Below are 18,613 nucleotides of genomic sequence, written 5' to 3' on the forward strand. Positions count from 1 at the left end.
GCGACTACTGGCCCTTTCGACAATCCGTGCCCGGCTTCTGCACGGGCGTGGTGAGGGGGGTCCCCTCCACCGTGGTGGACGCGGGGGCCTCGGTCGAGGTTGCCGGCGGCGCCTCGGTCGTGGAGGTCCCCGCGGTGTTCTCCGTGGTCTCCTTCGAGCACAGCGGCAACGTCTGCTCCGTGCGCAGCCTGCGGATCGCCTCACGGGCGCCCTCCAGGCCGTCCACGTCGGTGATGCCGTTGCGCACCACGTCCCGGGTGGCCACCTTCAGGTCGTCCACCGTGATCGGCTCGCAGGCCTGCGCCCCCGGCGGGCACGAGCCCTCCACCCGGCTGTGCAGGTCGAAGCCGAACACGCTGCCGGTCACGCCGCGGAACACCGACACCTCGCCGTTGTCCGCGTTCGTGCCGACGTAGTACTGGCGCAGCACGTACCAGCGGGTGCCCAGACCGGCCGCGACCAGCATCAGGAGCAGGAACACCACCAGCGCGAGCGCCTTCAGCCGGTTGTTGCGCGCCCGCCGGGGGTCCGGTGGCGGCTGCATCGGCTCGACCCGCTGCGGGATCGGGCGGGGGCCGGTGATGGAACTCGCCCGCGAGGCGGGCGAGTCGGGTGGTGGTGGGTCTTCGCTGCCGTCTCCGGCCGCGCCGCCCACTATCGGGGCGTCCTCCCCGAAGTCGACGTCGACCACGTCGGCGACGACGACCGTCACGTTGTCGGGGCCGCCGCCCTTGAGCGCCAGCTCGATCATCCGGTCCGCGCACGTCTGCGGATCCGGGATGCGGATCGCCTCGTCCAGCGTCTCCATGCTGACCACGCCGGACAGGCCGTCCGAGCACAGCAGGTAGCGGTCGCCCGGTCGGGTCTCCCGCACCATCAGCCTCGGTTCCACCTCGTGGCCGGTCAGCGCACGCAGCAGCAACGAGCGCTGCGGGTGCGTGGCGGCCTCCTCTTCGGTGATCCGGCCCTCGTCGATCAACGACTGGACGAACGTGTCGTCGTGCGTGATCTGCGTGAACGTGCCGTTGCGGAGCATGTAGGCGCGCGAGTCGCCGATGTGCACCATGCCCAGCCGCGTGCCCGCGAACAGGACGGCGGTGAGCGTGGTGCCCATGCCGTCCAGGTCGGGGTCGCTCTGGACCAGTTCGGAGATGGCGCCGTTGCCCGCGATCACCGCGTCGCGCAACTGGCCGAGCAGGTCGTCGCCCGGCTCGTCGTCGTCGAGCGGGGCCAGGGCGGCGATCACCACCTTGCTGGCGACCTCGCCCGCGGCGTGGCCACCCATGCCGTCGGCGAGTGCGAGCAGGCGGGGGCCCGCGTACACGGAGTCCTGGTTGTTCGAGCGGACCAGGCCCCTGTCGCTGCGGGCCGCGTATCGGAGGACGAGGGTCATGAGCGCAGCTCGATCACCGTTTTGCCAATTCGGATCGGGGAGCCGAGCGGGACCCGGAGTGGGGCCGTGACCTTCGCCCGGTCGAGATAGGTGCCGTTCGTGGAGCCCAAGTCCTCCACGTACCAGTCGGTTCCGCGCATCGACAACCGCGCGTGCCTGGTCGACGCGAAGTCGTCGTCCAGCACGAGCGTGGAGTCGTCGGCCCGGCCGATCATGATCGGCCGGCCGTCCAGGGAGATGCGCGTGCCCGCCAGCGCGCCGTGTGTCACGACGAGCTGCCGGGCCGCCTTGTTGCCCCGGGCGGCCTTGTTAGCGCCTCTGCCGAACTTCGGCGTCGGCACGCGAAGGCCCGACGCCGCGTAGAGATCGGAGCGGACGACTCGAAGCGCAGCCAACACGAACAACCAGAGCAGGACGAGGAAACCCGCTCTGGTCAGCTGCATCACCAGCTCTGGCACCGGTTGTAACCGCTCCTGACTTGAGTGCCGTCACGCCAACGCTCGATCCGACCCGACCGGACCAACCTGGTCAGCCCTGGGTGCGGTAGACCAGCGATGAGTGGCCGATGCGGACGACGTCGCCTTCCGCGAGCTGCCAAGTCTGCACTGGAGTGCCGTTCACCGTGGTGCCGTTTGTCGAACCGAGATCAGCGAGCATGGCACTGTGCCCGTCCCACGTGATCTCCAGGTGCCTCCTGGAGACCCCGGTGTCGGGCAGGCGGAAGTCCGCTTCCTGTCCGCGGCCGACCACATTGCCACCCTGCTTGAGGTTGTAAGTGCGGTTCGAACCGTCGTCCAGGTGCAGCGTCGCGTTCAGCTGGCGGGGCCCGGACTGGACCGCCGGGGGCGCGTAGCCCGCCGCCGGGTCGCCGTACCCCTGCTGGCCGTAACCCTGGTCGTAGCCGGCCGCCTGCTGACCGTAACCGGCCGCCTGCTGCTGCCCGTAGCCCTGGTCGTAGCCCTGCTGGCCGTAACCCTGGTCGTAGCCGGGCTGCGCGGGCTGCTGGCCGTAGCCCTGGTCGTAACCGGGCTGCGCCGGTTGCTGGCCATAGCCCTGGTCGTAGCCCTGCTGCTGGCCGTAGCCCTGCTCGTAGCCGGGCTGCGCGGGCTGCTGGCCATAGCCCTGGTCGTAGCCGGGCTGCTGGCCGTAGCCCTGCTCGTAGCCGGGCTGCGCGGGCTGCTGCCCGTAGCCCTGCTCATAACCGGGCTGGGCCGGCTGCTGGCCGTAACCCGGCTGGTCGTAGCCCGGTTGCTGCTGGCCGTAGCCGCCCTGTGCATAGGGGTCGTAGGCGGGCTGGCCCTGTCCTTGTCCGTAGCCGGGAGGCTGGCTCATGGATCCGTCTCCAGAAGTGCGAGGTGGTGCTGACCGTCGGCTGGCAACTTTCACGTCGGGGTCGACGGACGAGCTGGTTCGGAACTGTCCCGTGTGCAGCGCGTCGGAGCGCTCCAGGGAGACTACGACGTCACCATAGGTATCCCATCCGCTCTCTTCGAGGTGCTCCCGGACGGAGTCCCCCAGAAGCTGGGTGATGCGTAGTTCATCCTGGCCGTCCCCGGCAAGCCGATCGTGGTCCTGCGGACCCAGCAGGACCTTGAAGTGGTTCGGAGCGAGCAACCTGCCGCCCGCCAACTCGCGGACGTTGCCCTCCGCCTCCCGCTGCAGTGCCTGGGCCACTTCCTGCGGGACGACGTTGCCACCGAACACACGCGCGAAGGTATTGCCAACGATGCCTTCGAGACGGCGCTCGAAGCGCTGTACGAGGCCCACGGCAACCCTCCGACCCGGTCGACTTCTACTACCGATCGTATCCGGGCTGACGTGCCGGTACACGGGCCAATTGGTAACCCGTGCGGGCACCATGCTAGTGTTCCCCACGTCGCTCCGGGCGAGTGGCGGAATGGCAGACGCGCACGGTTCAGGTCCGTGTGTCCGAAAGGACGTGGGGGTTCAACTCCCCCCTCGCCCACCAAAATCATGAAGTCCCATCCACGGTCGTGGGTGGGACTTCTGGTTTTCCGGGTGTTCGAGCCCACGGTGATCGCGTGATGTGTGTCACCCGGCCGGCTGCGGCCGAACGTGGTGGCGGTGGGCGGTCGGTCGGTTTCGCACGGCGAGCGGTCGGTGGGCGGTCGGGGATGCGGCTCGGGGCCTCGAGCCGGGGGCCGAACCGAGGTCGATCCAGGCGAGCCACGCACACGCTGAGCATTCAAAGCCCGGTCTTCGGGGTATTCGCGTCACCCAGACGGCAGCACCGCCGGGCCGAAGTCCCATTTCCGGTCGGCGACCGGTTACCGACCGCTCGACGCCGTCGATCGCAGGAGGCCCGTTGACCTGGGGGTGCCGCGGTTCGCACCTGGTACGCCTTATCCAGAGCACGAGTCGAACGCGGCGGACATCCCGCCGTGGTTGCCGAGGAGGCCCTGGCGTGAGCAGCACACCAGCACGGATCGCGGACACCGATGACACCAGGGCGCTGTCGGCGACCGCTGTTCCGGTTCCCGAACTACCCGGGTCCGTCGAGGACCTGGCCACCGCCGCGGCCGTGCGTCTCGGCTGGCACGGCGTGGTGCTGCCCGAGATGGTCCTCATGGGGCGCAAGGTGATCGTGGTGGCGGAGCTGCTGGCCGACGCGCACGCCGAGCGGCTGTGCCTGGGCGCGGCCCCCGAGCCCGACCGCACCACCGTCTCCACCTGGGTGTGGCCCGAGATGGACGGTCGCGTGCCGCCCGCCGCGGTGCGGATCATCGGCGTGCTGGCGGTGGCCAGGCACTGGCGGACCGCGCTGGCCTCGGCGGTGCCGTTCGCCCGCTTCGGCAACGCCGCCGCCGTGCTGCCGTCGTCGGTCGCGTTCACGCACGACTACCTGGCGAACTGCCTGCCGCGGGTGCGCCGCTACGGCGTGTCGGTGCTGCTGGCCGACGAGGACCAGCAGCTGAGCACGGATGTGGCCGGTCGCAACGAGACCGTGCCGGTGGAGGACACCCCGACCACGCGTTGGGTGAACGAGCTGGTCTACGAGCGGGTGCTGGCGACCGCGTCCTGACCTACGGTCGGACCATGCGAGTAGTGATTGCGGGCGGGCACGGCAAGATCGCGTTGCGGGTGGAGCGGCTGTTGGCCGCACGGGGTGACAGCGCCACGGCGTTGGTGCGCAACCCCGACCACTTCGCGGATGTCCTGGACGCGGGCGCGGTCCCCGTCCACTGCGACCTGGAGGCGGCGGACGTCGCTTCGGTCGCGGAATTCCTGAACGGTGCGGACGCGGCGCTCTTCGCCGCGGGCGCCGGGCCCGGCAGCGGGGTGGCGCGCAAGGACACGGTGGACCGGGCCGCGGCGGCGTTGTTCGCGGAGGCCGCCGAACGGGCGGGTGTTCGCAGGTTCGTGCAGATCAGCACCGTCGGCGTCGGCCGGAAGACCGGTGACGAGGGGTTCGACGCCTACCTGGCGGCCAAGGGCGCCGCCGAGGACGATCTTCGCGGACGCGACTTGGACTGGACGATCCTGCGGCCCGGTCGGCTGACCGACGACGAGCCGACCGGCCTGGTCGAGTTGGCCGAAACGCCCCTGCGGGGTTCCGTAGCCCGCGGCGACGTCGCCGCCGTCGTGGTGGCCCTCCTCGACCGCCCCGCCACCGTCCGCCGCACCTACGAGCTGATCGCCGGCTCCACCCCGATCCCCGACGCCTTCTAACCCGCGGGCTGCCCGCCGAGGACGCGGTCCAGGTAGGGGTTGGTGAACTTGGCGGTCGGGTCGGTTTCGGCCCGTACCAGGCGGAAGTCCTCGAAGTGGGGGTAGCGGTCGCGGAGCGTTTCGGCGGTGAGGCCGTGCAGCTTGCCCCAGTGCGGACGTCCGCCGACCGCGCCCGCGATCTTCTCGAACGCGTCGAAGTACTGCCGGTACGGCATGCCGAGGTACTGGTGGACCGCGATGTACGCCGTGTCGCGGCCGTTCGCCGTCGACAGCCAGATGTCGTCGCCCTGCGCCACCCGGACCTCGATCGGCACGATCACGCCGTGGTCGAGTCGGGCCACGGCCGCGCGCAGTTCCCGCAGCACGTCGTGCAGCGCCGTACGGGGCACCGCGTACTCGCTCTCCACGAACCGCACCCGGCGCGGCGTGACGAAAACGCGGTGCGAGACGTCCCGGTAGACGCGTTCGGACACCAGCGATCCGCAGACCCGGTTGAGCGTCCTGGTGGTGGACGGCACGGCTCGCGCCAGCTTGCAGACCAGCCCGAACGCCCCGTTCTCCATCACCTCGTACTCGTAGAACCGGCGCAACGCGGACAGCGGCGCGGCCGGCTCGTCCACCCGGTTGTTCCGCTTCACGATCACCCGGTCGGAATGCGGGAACCAGTGGAACTCCACGTGGTCCTCGACCGCGGTCAGGTGGTCGAACTCGTCCAGCACCGCGTCCAGCCGGCCGGGGAACTCACGGGCGTGCAGCACGAACGCGGGCACGCACCTCAGGGTCACCGTGCTGATCACGCCCAGCGCGCCCAGCCCGATCCTGGCCGCGGCGAAGAGATCGGGGCGTTCCGAAGTCGAGCACCGCGCCACCGACCCGTCGGCGAGCACCAGCTCCAGCGCGACGACCTGCGTGGCCAGCCCGCCGAGCTTCGCGCCGGTGCCGTGCGTGCCGGTGGAAATGGCGCCGGCCACGGTCTGCGCGTCGATGTCACCGAGGTTCGCCATGGCCAGCCCCAGCACGTCCAACAGCGCGTTGAGCTGGTGCAACGTCGTGCCAGACCGGACCGTCACCAGCGTGCCGGAGACGTCCACGATCCCGGTCCACGCGTCCAGGTCGATCGCCACACCGGGCGCCACCGCGATGTCGGTGAACGAGTGGCCGCTGCCACGAGGCCGCACCTGTGACGCGCCCGCCACGACGGAGGCGAGCTGGTCGACGCTCGCCGGGTGCTCCACCCGGTGTGGATTCGCGGACGCGGTGCGCGCCCAGTTCGTCCACGGGGTACCCATGCCCACCTCCGGTGTGACGCGATCCACGAACCGTAGGTGAAAGCTATTCACCTTTCAAGTACGGTGAGCCCCATGCAACCCCGCACGCGCCTGGACGCCGCGACGAAGGAGCACGACCCTCCGTTCGCGATCGTCGACCTGGACGCCTTCGACAGCAACGCCGCCGACCTCGTGCGGCGCGCGGGCGGGCTGCCGATCCGGGTGGCGAGCAAGTCCGTCCGGGTCCGCGCGCTCCTCGAACGGGTGCTCGCCAAGCCCGGTTTCGCAGGGGTCATGTGCTACTCACTGGCCGAGGCGCTGTGGTTGTCCGAAGTGGACCTCGCCGAAGACCTCCTGGTCGCGTACCCGATCGTGGACCACACGGCGTTGCGGCGACTGGCCAAGGACGACAAGGCACGCGGCCGGATCACGATCGTGGTCGACTCGACCGCGCACCTCGACTTCGTCCAGACCACGCTCGGTGCCGGCCACCCGGAGATCCGGGTGTGCCTGGAGTTGGACGTGTCGTGGAGACCGGCGCCTGGCCTGCACATCGGCCCACGACGTTCTCCCGTCCACACGGCACTCGAAGCGCGCGCTCTGGCCGAGGCGATCACGCGTCGGCCGGGGTTCCGGCTGGTCGGCGTGATGGCGTACGAAGGGCAGATCGCGGGTCTGGGCGATCGGCCGCCGGGCAAGCCGTTGCGCGGAGCGGCACTGCGCTGGATGCAACGCCACTCCGCCACCGAGCTGGTCGAACGCCGAACGGCCGCCGTCTCCGCCGTCCGCGACGTCGCCGACCTGGAGTTCGTCAACGGCGGCGGCACCGGCAGCCTGGAGATCACCGCCGCCGACCCGTCCGTGACGGAACTCGCGGCTGGCTCCGGCCTGATCGGGCCGACCCTGTTCGACGGCTACCGCGGCTTCCGGCCCAAGCCCGCGGTGCTGTTCGCGCTCCCGGTGGTGCGCCGGCCGAAACGGCACGTGGCCACGCTGTTCTCCGGCGGCTACATCGCCTCCGGCACCGCGACCGCCGACCGCCTGCCGTCGCCGTACCTGCCGGTCGGGCTGAGCCTGCTGTCGGTCGAGGGCGCGGGCGAGGTGCAGACCCCGGTGGTGGGCCGCGCGGCCGACTCGCTGCGCCTCGGCGACCGCGTGTGGCTGCGGCACGCCAAGGCGGGCGAGTTGGCCGAGCGGTTCACCCACTACCTCGTCGTCCGGGGCGACGTGGTGGAGCGGACGATCCCCACCTACCGGGGGGAAGACCGCTCGTTCGGGTGAATTTGGTGATCTAGCTGGGCAGTCTGGTCGACAGGTACCCGCGGACCAGGGCCTTCGCCTCGTCCAGGATCCGCTGGTCGCCGGCCGCGTCCCGGCGGAACGCCAGGTTCAGCACGCCGTCCGCCGCCTCCACCGCGATCGAGATCGGCAGCTGGAGCTCGGGGAGCGGGATGTCGAACTTGGTCGAGATCATCTCCGCGATCCGGTCGGAGATGACCGTGTTGTTGTCGCGTCGGTCGTCCAGCAGTCGCATGTCGACCACGTCGCCGAAGTGCAGCTTCGAGAACGCGGGAACCTCGCGGTGCATCGACACGTACACGTCGAAGATCGAGTCGACGGCGTCCCACCAGTGGTCGAGCGTGGTCGAGGTGAACCGGCCGTCCACCGTCTGGATGAACTTCTCCAGGTTGCGCAAGGTCAGCGCCTGCACGACCGCCCGCTTGTCCGGGAAGAACTGGTACAGCGAGCCGACCGCGACACCCGCGCGTTCGGCGATCAATGTCGTGGTGACTCCGTCGTAGCCGACCTCCTCGATGAGCTGTGCGCAGGCTTCGAGCATCCGCTCGACGCGCTTGGCGCTGCGCTGCTGCACCGGTTGACGGCGCAGTGGGGTCGTACTGGTCACGGCGACTCCTGCGGAATGGGCGACGGGTCTCCATAGTGCCCGGTTGTGGACCTTTCCACTTCACTTCGCGCCACAACACGCCTACGATCCGAATCACTTTCATGTTCTGGGAGGCGCGCGTGACCTTGCCCGACCACTTCCCGAGCCCCGACGACTTCCTCTGGGGCGTGTCCACGTCCGCCTTCCAGATCGAGGGCGCACTCACCGCCGCCGGCAGGCAGCCGTCCGCCTGGGACGCGTTCCCGGCGTTCGAGGGGCAGGACGCCTCCGTCGCGTGCGACCACTACCACCGCTACCGCGAGGACGTCGCCCTCATGCGGTCCCTCGGCGTCGGCGCCTACCGGTTCTCCGTGTCGTGGCCCCGCGTCCTCGCCGGCGACCTGGCGTTCTACGACCGGCTGGTGGACGAGTTGCTGGCGTCCGACATCGCGCCGGTCGTCACGCTGTACCACTGGGACACGCCGCTGGCGTTGGAAGAAGCGGGTGGCTGGCTCGCCCGCGACACCGCCCACCGGTTCGCCGACTACGCCGCCACGGTCGCCGAACGCCTGGCCGACCGGGTCGCGATGTGGATCCCGATCAACGAGCCCGCGATGGTGACGCTGCTCGGGTACGCCATCGGGCAGCACGCGCCGGGCAAGACCCTGCTGTACGACGCGCTGCCGACGGCACATCACCTCAACCTGGCGCACGGGCTGGCGGTGCAGGCGTTGCGTGCCGCCGGAGCGCGCGCTGTGGGCACGGCCAACAACCACACGCCCGCGTGGCCGGCGAGCCCGTCCGACGTCGAGGCGGCGGCGGCCTACTCCGATCTGCACAACTGGCTCTACGCCGACGCGCAGCTGGCCGGGCGCTACCCGGACTCGCTGGCCGACCGCTTGCCGATCGTGGACGGCGACCTGGCGATCGCCTCCGAGCGCCTCGACTTCTACGGCGTGAACTACTACAACCCGACCCGGCTGCGGTCGCCGTCCGAGGGCAACCCGCTGCCGTTCGAGCTGGTGGACATCGACGAGTACCCGAAAACGGGGTTCGGCTGGCCGGTCGTGCCGTCCGGGCTGTCGGAGATGATCACTTCGCTGCGAGATCGCTATGTCGACTTGCCGCCGGTCTACGTGACGGAGAGCGGGTGCAGCTACCCGCACTCGCAGGACGACACCGAGCGGATCGAGTACCTGGACCGGCACATCGAGGAAGCCCTGAAGGCCGACGTCCGCGGGTACTTCGTGTGGTCGCTGATGGACAACTTCGAGTGGGACTCGGGGTACTCGCAGCGGTTCGGCCTGGTCCACGTCGACTACGCGACGCAGCGACGCACCCCGCGTGCCTCGTTCGAGTGGTACCGCGATCGGATCAGGCGGTGACCACCGAAGCGCTGGCGGAACCGGTCGTCCCGGTCCGCCGGTCGTGGATGACGTGGCTGTTCCTGGCCAACCTCGGGCTGTGGCTGGCCATCTACGCGCCCATCCAGGTGCTGCTGCCGCAACAGGCCGAACTGGTAGACGCGGCCGGCAAGGAAGCGGTGTTCGGCCTGGTCACGGGCGTGGGCGCGGTGGTGGCGCTGATCGCGAACCCGCTGATCGGGCTGTCGTCGGACCGGACCACGTCCCGGTTCGGGCGGCGGCACCCGTGGACGCTGGCCGGTGCGCTGGTCGGCGCGGCCGGGCTGGCGGTGCTGTCGTCGGCGGCCACCGTCGGGGCGATGGTGCTCGGGTGGTGCCTGGTGCAGGCCGGGGTGAACGGGATGCTCGCCAGCCTCACCTCCGCCGTCCCCGATCGGGTGCCGGTGCGGCAGCGGGCGAAGGTCGGCGGGCTGGTCGGCGTCGCGCAGATGCTCGGCACGGTGCTCGGCGCGGTCGTGGTGACGGTGCTCGTCACCGGCCTCACGTCGGGTTACCTGGCGTGCGCGGCCGTCGTCGTGGCAGGCGCCTTGGCGTTCGTGCTGATCACGCCGGACGTGCGGCTGCCGCTCGACGCACGACCGGCGCTGCGGTGGCGTGAGCTGTGGGTGTCGCCGAGGCGGCACCCGGACTTCGCCTGGGCCTGGTGCGCCCACTTCATGATCAACCTGGGCAACGCGTTCGGCACGCTGTACCTGCTCTACTTCCTCGGCGACGCGGTCCGGCACCCGTCACCCGAGGACGGTCTGCTGGTGTTGATGCTGCTCTACGGCGTGGCGCTGGCGATCGGCGCGTTCGTCGTCGGCGCCCACTCGGACCGGACCGGCCGGCGCAAGCCGTTCGTGCTGATGGCGGCCGGCGTGATGGCGGTGGCGGCGCTGATCCTCGCCGCCTGGCCAACGTGGACGGCGGCACTGGTCGCCGCGCCGCTGCTCGGGGTCGGGTTCGGCGGGTACTGGGCGGTGGCGCTGGCCCTGTTGACGCAGGTCCTGCCCGCCGCGTCGGACCGCGCGAAGGACCTCGGCGTGCTGAACATCGCCAACTCGCTGCCCCAGGTGGTCGCGCCCCTGCTGGCGACGTTCGTGCTGGCTTCGCTCGGCGGGTACCGGGGGTTGTTCGCGGTGTCCGCGGTCGCCACGCTGTGCGCGGCACTGCTGGTGAGCAGGGTCCGATCGGTGGCTTAGGGGGAGTTCGTTGCGGTTGGCGGGTAAGACGGTCGTGGTGACCGGGGCGTCGCAGGGCATCGGAGCGGCGACGGCCCTGACGCTCGCGGGGCGTGGATCCGTTGTCGTGCTCGTGGCACGCAGCGGTGAAGCGCTGGATGAACAGGTCGAACGGATCACGGCGACCGGTGGGCGTGCGGTGGCGATGCCGGCGGATCTCGCGGAGATCGACCAGATCCGCACGCTCGCCGAACGGGTGCGCGACGAGGTCGGCGTCCCGGACGTGCTGGTGAACAACGCCGGCGTCGGCCGCTGGCTGTTCCTGGACGACACCCCGACCCCCGAACTGGCCGGGATGATCGCCCTGCCGTTCACCGCCGCACTCCACCTGACCAGGGAGTTCCTGCCCGGGATGCGGGCGCGCGGCTCGGGCCGGGTGGTCAACGTCAACTCGCCGGTGTCCCGGCTGCCGATCCCCGGCGCGACGGGGTACGCGGCGGCCCGCTACGCGTTGCGAGGGATGACGGCGGCGCTGCGGCTCGACCTGCGCGGCACCGGGATCGGGGTGAGTGAGGTCGTGCCGGGCAAGGTGAGCAGCCGGTACTTCGTGAACAACCCCGGCGCGGAGGACCGGATCCCGGCCGTGGCCAGGCTCATCCCGACCGTGACGCCGGAAGACGTCGCGGCGCGGATCGTGTCGGCGGTGGAGCGGGAACGGGACGAAGTGGTGTTCCCGTGGCAGCTGAAGGCGTTCGACCTGGCCGGGCGGCTCTTCCCCGGGCTCACCGGCTACCTGACCTGGCGGACCGGGACACACCGCTGACGGGACACACCGCTGACGGGACACACCGCTGACGGGACACACCGCTGACGGGACACCGCTGACCACGCTAATCGGCCCCGATGTCCGCGCGGGAGGTGCGGACATCGGGGCCGAAGTGGTGCCCGCGGACCAGTGTCGGTCGGGGAGGGAAGGTGTGCACAACACCGGCCCGCGGCTGTCTGTGTAGTTGTTCCCACTGCCGTGGCGGCGGGGCACTGTCGAGCGGTGGAGCTTTAGCGGTGGAGCTTTTAGCTGGCCGGCGGTCCGTTCGTCGCGGTCGGGGGTTCGCACGTCCCGGACCGCCGGCCAGTAGGCGGGTGCTCGACCTGGTCGCGTCGGGGGAACGACAGGTCGGGACCGCCCGTTAATGGGCTCGGGCCACCACTCCCCGGCGTGTCCTGGTGACCGGAGGGGTCACCGGCGCCGAACGGAGGTGCCGAGCCGGGCGCGGGGCCAAACCGCCCGCGACCAGGTGTTCGTACGCGGCGCGCCACACCGAGCACGGGCTCTTCTGCTGCCGCCAACGACCGGAGCACTCGGGGCAGTTGCCCTTCTCGTCCGGTTCGTGCGCGGCGAGCAGCGCCCGCCAACCCTCGGTCAGCCGAGGGAGCTCGGAACGAGCCACCGACAGGAGGGACGGGGCGTCGGCCTCGTTGGCCAGCTCTGTGAGCAGGTCCAACCGCTCCCACACCGCGTTGCGAAGAACTTGTCCGAGGATCTCGTCCACCGAAACGTCACCGTCACCTTTCCGCCTGCTCGGCGGCCTCACGTAGCGCGGCCCTGAGTTGTACGAGTTGGTCGGCCGAAAGGACCGCCGTCTCACCCGGCGGACCGACCAGGACCACACGGCCCCGGTCGACCAGCACGGTGAGGCAGCGTTCCCGGTCGACCACGTCGCTGCAGCGAATACGCCACCAGCGACGCTGCCCGGTCGTGCCGCGCCATCCGGAGTCGAGGTCGGTCGACTCCTGGACGGACAGGGAAGCGGAAGCGGACGCGACCGTGGCGACGGCGGACGACGTCGGTCCACCAGTGGTGGTCACCGCCCGCTCGATCAGGTCCACGGCCATGTTCCTCTCCGTACTCACTCGCTTACCGGAACCTAGATTGCGATGATTCAACCCGGATCGGGACGTCATAGCGGTAGCCGGTGGGCGTTCCACGGTAAGCGGTCAACGGAGTTCGGCAGGGCCGATCAGCCTCGCCGATCGGTACTTCTCGCGGTCGGGGGAGTGCCCCTACTCTGCCGTTGACGCCCAATGGACTGTGAGGGGGCGCAATTGAACACCATCGGTTCGCCAAGCTCTCCTGTTACACCAGACGTCTGGGACCAGCAGGAGATGCGGGACGCGCTGGCCAGACGGGAGATCAGCGCGGTCTACCGGCTGCTCCGCAGGCACGGCGTCTCGCAACGCCAGATCGCGGCGCTGACGGGCCAATCGCAGTCCGAAGTCTCGGAGATCCTCAAGGGACGCCAGGTCATGGCCTACGACGTCCTCGCCCGGATCGCCGCCGGCTTGGGTGTCCCAAGGGGGTACATGGGTCTCGCCTACGACGAGGCCACGGCAGTGAGGGTGGCCGCCACGGCGGAGTCACCCCATTCTGAGGAGGACGAGTCGGTGAAGCGAAGGAAGTTCCTCGCGCACGCCGCCGCCATCACCGTCGGCGCGGCCGTGTTCGGTACGGACTCCGGGTCTTGGGCTTCATCGCCCGCGCAGACTCCGGCCCCAGGCCGCATCGGCATGACCGACGTCCGCCAGGTCGAAGCGGCTACCAGGGCTTTGCGCACGTTGGACTACCAGTACGGCGGCGGCTCCTGCCGCGACGCGGTCGTGGCGCAGCTGTCGTGGGGGCAGCAGATGCTCGGCGCGAACGCCACCGACCTGGTCCGGGAGCGGCTGTACGTCGCGCTCGCCGACCTGCACAACCTGGCCGGCTGGACGTCGTTCGACACAGGCCTGTACGACTCGGCCCGCAACCACTTCGGCCAGGCGCTGGGGCTGGCGAAGCAGGGCCGCAAGGAAGAGCTCGTGGCGAACATCCTGTACCGGATGGGCCGCGTCTACCTGCACCAGAACGCGCCGGACGACGCGTTGAAGGTGTTCCAGCTCGGCCAGCTGGCCGCGCAGAACTCCGGCTCCGAGCTCGCCGTGGGCATCCTGTGCGCGAACGAGGCCTGGGCCTACGCGAAGATGGGCTCCGACGACCAGGCGATGAAGCTGCTCGGCCGGGCGCGGGACGAGTTCGCCCGCGCGAACATCGGCGAGGCGCCTGCCTGGGCGAAGTTCTTCGACGCCAACGACCTGTCCGCGATGATCGGCACGGTGCACACCGAGCTGGCGCAGACGGTGGACCCGAAGTACACCCGCACCGCGGTGCCCGCGCTGACCAAGGCCATCGGCGGCTACGGCGAGGACATGACCCGCAGCCGGTCGTTCAACCTCACGTCGTTGTCGATCAACCACCTGCTGGACGGCGACATCGACCACGGCGCCCGGCTCGGCCGCCAGGCGATCGAGCTGTCCGAGGGCCTGAAGTCGGTCCGCACGAAGGACCGGATGAAGCCGCTTCAGCAGGAAGCGGAGAAGCGCCGCAACAACCCCGACGCCCGTGAGCTGGCCGAACGCCTGGCCAAGTTCACCGGCAGCGACAGCGCGGCCTGAGCCAGGGGGAGTCGGGCTCCTGGACGGCAGGTTCACCCCCGCCGCGTTGACCGCCGTCCTCGAACGGCTGTGCGCGCAGCTGGGGTTGGCGCACCGCGGTGCGAGGCTCGTGAAGTTCACCAGCAACGCCGTGTTCGACCTGCCCGTGGACCGGGTCGTGGTCCGGATCGTCGGGTCGATGAACCTGCGCCACCGGGCGCGGAAGGTGGTCCAGGTCGCGCGGTGGCTCGCGTCGCACGACGTGCCGGCCGTCCGGTTGGTCGAGGACGTGCCGCAGCCGTTGGAAGTGGGCGACCACCTGGCCACGTTGTGGCACACCGTGCCGTCGGGCGGCGCCCCCGTCGACGGCCGTGACCTGGGCCGGGTGTTGCGCCAGGTGCACGCGTTGCCGACGCCGGAGTTCACGTTGCCGCGGTGGGCGCCGTTGGACGACGTGCACCGCCGGATCGCCGACGCCGAGGAGCTGTCCGCGCCGGACCGCCGGTTCCTGGAGGACCGGTGTGCCGAGATGGAGCACCGCCTGACCGGCCTGCGGACCGTGCTGCCGCCGGGCGTGCTGCACGGCGACGCGCACCTCGGCAACCTGATCGCCAGCCCGGACGGCCCGGTGATCTGTGATTTCGACTCCACCAGCGTCGGGCCGCGGGAGTGGGACCTGAGCACCCTGCCGGTCGGCGTCGCCCGCTTCGGCCACCCCGCCGAGTGGTACCGGCAGCTCGCCGACGAGTACGGGTTCGACGTCACCAGGTGGTCGGGGTTCCCGGTGTTGCGCGAGGTCAGGGAGTTGAAGCTGACCACGAGCGTGCTGCCGATCATGCGCAGCCACCCCGACGTCCGGGACGAGCTGCACGGCCGGCTCAAGGCTCTGCGTGCCGGTGACACCACGACCCGGTGGACCCCTTATCGCTGAACCGGAGGATGTCGGGCACGAACCGGTAACGCTCGGCGCACGTTTGACGAATGACGCATCGACGGGATGCGGGACGCGGGACGCGGTCGGGCGAGGTGTACGTGGTCGGGAACCTGTTGGGTGTGCGGCGGCTGAGCGCGCGACGTGCGATGAAGGCCGCCCGGATGTTGGACAAGGTCGTGGACAACCAGCTGCCGCTGCTCGCGTCGTTCGACGAGCGGCGCCGCAGCCGGTCCGCCGACTACCTGGCCGAACTGGTCAAGCTCGCGCAGGACTACCGGTACTACGCGAACGGCTGGATCGACGCCAAGGAGCTCGAACGGCGGGGCAAGAGCGCGATGGCGGAACTGACCCGGCTCCGCGGTGAGGATTCTTCTGCGCGGGCGATCACCGAATAGGACGTTCGGCGCAGCTCGTCGCATCGAACGGACCACTCACCGATGGCCGTTCGCGCCGAAACCGAGCTTTCCGCGCTTTTGCGGGTAAGTCCACGGATCAGGCGACTTGGGCGCGGGAGAGCACGACGGCCAGGCCGAAGGCGATGCCCATGACGGCCAGCTCGACCGACGCCCAGGCGACGATCGCCGTCGCCTTGTGCTGGGCGATCTGCGGCAGCAGGCGCCAGCGGATGTTCGCGGCCAGGACCGCCAGGAGCCCGGCGCACACGACCTTGCCCACCAGGACCAGACCGTACGAAGTGGTGAACAGCGATCCGGGCAGGGACACCGCGGGGTTCAGCGCCAGTTCCAGCACGCCGTTGAACAGGCCCGTCACCACCACCAGGACCAAGGCCACCGTGGCGAGCTTCGAGAACTTCGGCAACGCCTCGGCCAGCAGCCCTCGCCGGTGGGCCACCAGCACGACCACCGCCGCCAGGCCGCCGGTCCACGCCGCCGCGCCCAGCACGTGCAGCTCCATCGAGATCATCGAGTAGTCGTGGTACTTCCAGTTCGACGCGTGACCGGTCACCGGTAGCGGCAGCAGCCCGAACATCGAGATCAGGATGCGCAGCTCCGCGGGCACCGACTCGCCCCGGCGCACCGCCATCACGCCGATCCACAGGTACACCAGCGCGCACACGGCGCTGAACAGGAGCCCCTGACCGGCGCCGACGCGTTGCACGTAGTCCACGACCATCGGCATGGTCAGCTCGGCGTCCGGCCGCGTCTCGTACGCCCGGATCACGATCGACAGCAGCGCGGTGAACGCCCACACCGCGGCGGCGACCACGGCGGCCGGCCGGGCGATGCGCAGCACCGGTTCGGTCATCGCGGGGCGGCTGAACCCGAGCAGCTTGGGCAGCAGCGACAACCCCACCACGATCGTCGCGGCCAGGTCCAGCAACGTCCGCACCAGCGGGTGGGCGAACCGGACCACCACCCCCGGCTCGGTCACGCCCACCGTTTCCGGTGTCGTGGACAGGCCGAGGCCCAGGAACACGCCGAGGGCTCCGCCTGCCAGCAGGCCGCCGACGATCCAGTACCTGCTCGTGGGGGTGGTGGTCCGGTTCACCGTCATCGCCTGTCGCCCTCCTTGGCGCCGCCGCGCAGCGCGAGGAACACCCCGCCGCCCAGCAGCACGACCGCGGCGGCGATCCACACCCAGATGGGCACGGCGTCGCTGTCGGTCGGAGCGGTCGGCTCCGCGGCCGGCGTCGGCGCGGGCGTGCCGTCACCCGCCTTGGTCAGGGTGAACTTGAGCGAACCCGTCACCGGGTGCCCGTCCGCCGACAGGACGCGGTAGCCGATCGTGTACTCGGCGGCCGGTCCCAGCGGGCGGATCGGGAAGACGACGGTGTTGTTCTTGACCGTCGGCTCGCCCTCCGCCTCCCAGCGCGTGCCCTCCGGGCCGGTGACGGTGACCGTGTTGAACTTCTCCCCGGCGTTCACCGCCTGGTCGAAGACCAGCGTGATCGCCGCCGGTCCGGACTCCAGCTGCGACCCGTCCTTCGGGTCGCTGCTGACCAGCACGTTGTGCGCGAACGCGGGGGTGGCCGTGCCCAGCACGACCGCACCCGCGACGAGGCCGGTCAGCAGCAGCGAGACGACGCGGTTCATGCCGTCGGCTTGCCCGCGCGACGGGACCGCAGCACGGCGCCCGCACCCAACCCGAGGCCCAGCGCGCCGACCGCGAGACCCGCGCCGCCGAGCCAGCGGGCGGTGTCGTCGGTCGACGTCGCCGCCGCCGTCGTCGTGCCGTGGCTGTCGTCGGCGGCCGGTGTGGCGGTGGCGTGGTCGTCCGCCTTCGCGGCGACCAGCTTCAGCACCGGCGCGGGGCGTTCCGGCTCCTCGGCGCCCTCGGCGGGCGGCGGGGCGTTCCAGTCCACGACTTCACCGCTGTCGTAGGTCTGCTTGGTCGGCAGGACCAGCTGGTCGGTGTTGTCCGGCAAGGGGCCGACGGACAGGTCGAACTCGTTGAACTGGCCCGGCTCGATCCGGTTGCCCGCGTCGGCGGTCCACGTGACGGTGCGGACCGCCTCGGTGACGTCCCGGCCGTGGCTCTTGACCGGTGTGGCCAGCTTCTCCTTGACCGCCTCGACCTTCCAGCCGGGCGTCGGCTTGGTGCTGACCGACGCCAGCGGGAACTCGGCGGGCAGGGTCAGTTCGAGCTTCACCGTGCCCGCGTCGGCGCGTTCGTTGGGGACGCGCAGCGTGACCTTGGTGTACCCGCCCTTGACCGCGTCCTTCGGCGTGGACGCGCTGACGTGCGCGGATGCCGGACCGGCCGTGGTGAGAGCGAGGATCGCGGCGGTCGCGAGCACCGCGCCGCCCTTGGCGAGCGTGCGCACGCCAAATCGATTTGTCGACATGAAGTTCTGGCTCCTGAGACCTGGGAAGTTGTGCTGGGGACTCGGGTGATCAGGAGCCAGGAGGACCGCGGCGGCCGTGCACCCGCCGCAACAGCACGCCGACCAGCGTGTTCGCCGACTCCGCAGGGGTGGGAGCCCACAGCGCCACGGCCGGCATGAGCGGTGTGTGCGGCGGCGGGACCAGCCGGGAGACGGCGCCGACCAACGCGTGCAGCGTGGCGTCGGCCCTGGCCAGCAGCAGGCCGGTGAGGAGCGCGGCGACCACGTGCGCGGCGGTCATGGCGGTCGGGCTGAACCCGAGACCGGGGCCGTCGGCGGCGTGGTGGCCGAGGTCGAGCAGCGTGTGCTGCCCGAGTTGGGCGACGCCGAGCGTGGCCAGGATCGTCCACGGACGACGACCCCGTTCGGCGATCGAGCCACCGGCGAACGCGACGAGCACCGTCAGCGGCAGCGCGGGGGCGAACTCGGTGACCGAACCGCCCGCGGCGCCGTGCGCGGCGACGCTGAGTGCGGCGGACGTCACAGCCAGCATGACCGCCCGCGCGAAGCGGGTCGGAGCAGGCCGTGTGGTCACACCACAGAGAGTAG

20 protein-coding genes and 1 tRNA gene are annotated in these 18,613 nt (G+C 70.6%); 10 read left to right on the forward strand and 11 right to left on the reverse strand.

Going from position 1 to position 18,613, the window contains the following annotated elements:
• Positions 1-4: 4 nt before the first annotated feature.
• The 3 genes from F4560_RS32580 to F4560_RS32590 all read right to left on the reverse strand — a co-directional run bounded on the left by F4560_RS32580 (position 5) and on the right by F4560_RS32590 (position 3,160).
• Complete coding sequence (locus F4560_RS32580; protein WP_184926686.1) at positions 5-1,393, reverse strand: PP2C family protein-serine/threonine phosphatase; 1,389 nt, start codon at positions 1,391-1,393, stop codon at positions 5-7.
• The gene (locus F4560_RS32585) at positions 1,390-1,851 is read right to left on the reverse strand and encodes an FHA domain-containing protein FhaB/FipA (RefSeq protein WP_184926688.1); all 462 of its coding nucleotides are present in this window, start codon (positions 1,849-1,851) and stop codon (positions 1,390-1,392) included. The genes F4560_RS32580 and F4560_RS32585 overlap by 4 nt, the downstream gene beginning before the upstream one ends.
• 70 nt (positions 1,852-1,921) lie before the next feature.
• Entirely contained in the window at positions 1,922-3,160 is a 1,239-nt protein-coding gene (locus F4560_RS32590; RefSeq protein WP_184929529.1) for an FHA domain-containing protein, read from the reverse strand.
• A 116-nt stretch (positions 3,161-3,276) separates the two neighbouring features.
• On the opposite strand from F4560_RS32590, the gene F4560_RS32595 reads away from it, so the two are divergent.
• The 3 genes from F4560_RS32595 (at position 3,277) to F4560_RS32605 (ending at position 5,083) form a co-directional block, all read left to right on the forward strand.
• Positions 3,277-3,362: transfer RNA gene (locus tag F4560_RS32595), tRNA-Leu, on the forward strand.
• A 456-nt stretch (positions 3,363-3,818) separates the two neighbouring features.
• On the forward strand, positions 3,819-4,436 hold the full coding sequence (locus F4560_RS32600) for a hypothetical protein (RefSeq protein ID WP_184926690.1): 618 nt from the start codon (positions 3,819-3,821) through the stop codon (positions 4,434-4,436).
• A 14-nt stretch (positions 4,437-4,450) separates the two neighbouring features.
• Positions 4,451-5,083 carry an NAD(P)H-binding protein gene (locus tag F4560_RS32605; RefSeq protein WP_184926691.1) on the forward strand — a complete coding sequence of 211 codons (633 nt, stop codon included), beginning with the start codon at positions 4,451-4,453 and terminating at the stop codon, positions 5,081-5,083.
• Here F4560_RS32605 and F4560_RS32610 read toward each other — a convergent pair.
• Positions 5,080-6,372 (reverse strand): D-arabinono-1,4-lactone oxidase, encoded by a 1,293-nt coding sequence (locus F4560_RS32610; protein ID WP_184926692.1) that lies wholly within the window; start codon positions 6,370-6,372, stop codon positions 5,080-5,082. The two genes, F4560_RS32605 and F4560_RS32610, sit on opposite strands and share 4 nt — an antisense overlap.
• A 72-nt stretch (positions 6,373-6,444) precedes the next feature.
• On the opposite strand from F4560_RS32610, the gene F4560_RS32615 reads away from it, so the two are divergent.
• Positions 6,445-7,632, forward strand: a complete 1,188-nt coding sequence (locus F4560_RS32615; protein ID WP_184926693.1) for an amino acid deaminase/aldolase — start codon at positions 6,445-6,447, stop codon at positions 7,630-7,632.
• 10 nt (positions 7,633-7,642) lie between these two features.
• Here F4560_RS32615 and F4560_RS32620 read toward each other — a convergent pair whose 3' ends face one another.
• Positions 7,643-8,257 carry a TetR/AcrR family transcriptional regulator gene (locus F4560_RS32620; protein ID WP_184926694.1) on the reverse strand — a complete coding sequence of 205 codons (615 nt, stop codon included), beginning with the start codon at positions 8,255-8,257 and terminating at the stop codon, positions 7,643-7,645.
• Positions 8,258-8,382: 125 nt separating this feature from the next.
• Here F4560_RS32620 and F4560_RS32625 point away from each other — a divergent pair, with 125 nt between their 5' ends.
• Genes F4560_RS32625 through F4560_RS32635 form a run of 3 tightly spaced genes read left to right on the forward strand, consistent with a single transcriptional unit; the run spans position 8,383 to position 11,643 of the window.
• The gene (locus F4560_RS32625; RefSeq protein WP_246478924.1) at positions 8,383-9,621 is read left to right on the forward strand and encodes a glycoside hydrolase family 1 protein; all 1,239 of its coding nucleotides are present in this window, start codon (positions 8,383-8,385) and stop codon (positions 9,619-9,621) included.
• 47 nt (positions 9,622-9,668) lie between these two features.
• The gene (locus F4560_RS32630; RefSeq protein WP_184929530.1) at positions 9,669-10,841 is read left to right on the forward strand and encodes an MFS transporter; all 1,173 of its coding nucleotides are present in this window, start codon (positions 9,669-9,671) and stop codon (positions 10,839-10,841) included.
• Between the two features lie 16 nt (positions 10,842-10,857).
• Positions 10,858-11,643, forward strand: a complete 786-nt coding sequence (locus F4560_RS32635; RefSeq protein ID WP_246477912.1) for an SDR family NAD(P)-dependent oxidoreductase — start codon at positions 10,858-10,860, stop codon at positions 11,641-11,643.
• Positions 11,644-12,007: 364 nt separating this feature from the next.
• Here F4560_RS32635 and F4560_RS32640 read toward each other — a convergent pair whose 3' ends face one another.
• Both F4560_RS32640 and F4560_RS32645 read right to left on the reverse strand, forming a co-directional pair.
• Complete coding sequence (locus tag F4560_RS32640) at positions 12,008-12,370, reverse strand: hypothetical protein (protein ID WP_184926698.1); 363 nt, start codon at positions 12,368-12,370, stop codon at positions 12,008-12,010.
• A 13-nt stretch (positions 12,371-12,383) separates the two neighbouring features.
• Positions 12,384-12,713 (reverse strand): hypothetical protein, encoded by a 330-nt coding sequence (locus F4560_RS32645; protein WP_221485438.1) that lies wholly within the window; start codon positions 12,711-12,713, stop codon positions 12,384-12,386.
• 270 nt (positions 12,714-12,983) lie between these two features.
• Between F4560_RS32645 and F4560_RS32650 the strand changes: the two genes are divergently transcribed.
• The 3 genes from F4560_RS32650 to F4560_RS32660 are packed head-to-tail and all read left to right on the forward strand — an operon-like array spanning position 12,984 to position 15,614.
• Complete coding sequence (locus F4560_RS32650) at positions 12,984-14,306, forward strand: helix-turn-helix domain-containing protein (RefSeq protein ID WP_184926701.1); 1,323 nt, start codon at positions 12,984-12,986, stop codon at positions 14,304-14,306.
• 19 nt (positions 14,307-14,325) lie between these two features.
• The gene (locus tag F4560_RS32655) at positions 14,326-15,216 is read left to right on the forward strand and encodes an aminoglycoside phosphotransferase family protein (RefSeq protein ID WP_184929531.1); all 891 of its coding nucleotides are present in this window, start codon (positions 14,326-14,328) and stop codon (positions 15,214-15,216) included.
• Positions 15,217-15,266: 50 nt separating this feature from the next.
• Complete coding sequence (locus F4560_RS32660) at positions 15,267-15,614, forward strand: hypothetical protein (RefSeq protein ID WP_246477913.1); 348 nt, start codon at positions 15,267-15,269, stop codon at positions 15,612-15,614.
• A gap of 97 nt (positions 15,615-15,711) precedes the next feature.
• Here F4560_RS32660 and F4560_RS32665 read toward each other — a convergent pair whose 3' ends face one another.
• Genes F4560_RS32665 through F4560_RS32680 form a run of 4 tightly spaced genes read right to left on the reverse strand, consistent with a single transcriptional unit; the run spans position 15,712 to position 18,599 of the window.
• Positions 15,712-16,734, reverse strand: coding sequence for a CopD family protein (locus F4560_RS32665; protein ID WP_184926702.1), 1,023 nt, complete (start codon positions 16,732-16,734; stop codon positions 15,712-15,714).
• The gene (locus tag F4560_RS32670; RefSeq protein ID WP_184926703.1) at positions 16,731-17,273 is read right to left on the reverse strand and encodes a copper resistance CopC family protein; all 543 of its coding nucleotides are present in this window, start codon (positions 17,271-17,273) and stop codon (positions 16,731-16,733) included. The genes F4560_RS32665 and F4560_RS32670 overlap by 4 nt, the downstream gene beginning before the upstream one ends.
• A complete protein-coding gene (locus tag F4560_RS32675; protein WP_184926704.1) occupies positions 17,270-18,025 on the reverse strand; it encodes a YcnI family copper-binding membrane protein in 756 nt (251 codons plus the stop codon). Before F4560_RS32675 ends, F4560_RS32670 begins: the two co-directional genes overlap by 4 nt.
• A 49-nt stretch (positions 18,026-18,074) precedes the next feature.
• The gene (locus F4560_RS32680) at positions 18,075-18,599 is read right to left on the reverse strand and encodes a hypothetical protein (RefSeq protein WP_184926705.1); all 525 of its coding nucleotides are present in this window, start codon (positions 18,597-18,599) and stop codon (positions 18,075-18,077) included.
• Positions 18,600-18,613 lie beyond the last annotated feature (14 nt).

It is taken from the genome of Saccharothrix ecbatanensis (assembly GCF_014205015.1).
Lineage (GTDB): Bacteria > Actinomycetota > Actinomycetes > Mycobacteriales > Pseudonocardiaceae > Actinosynnema > Actinosynnema ecbatanense.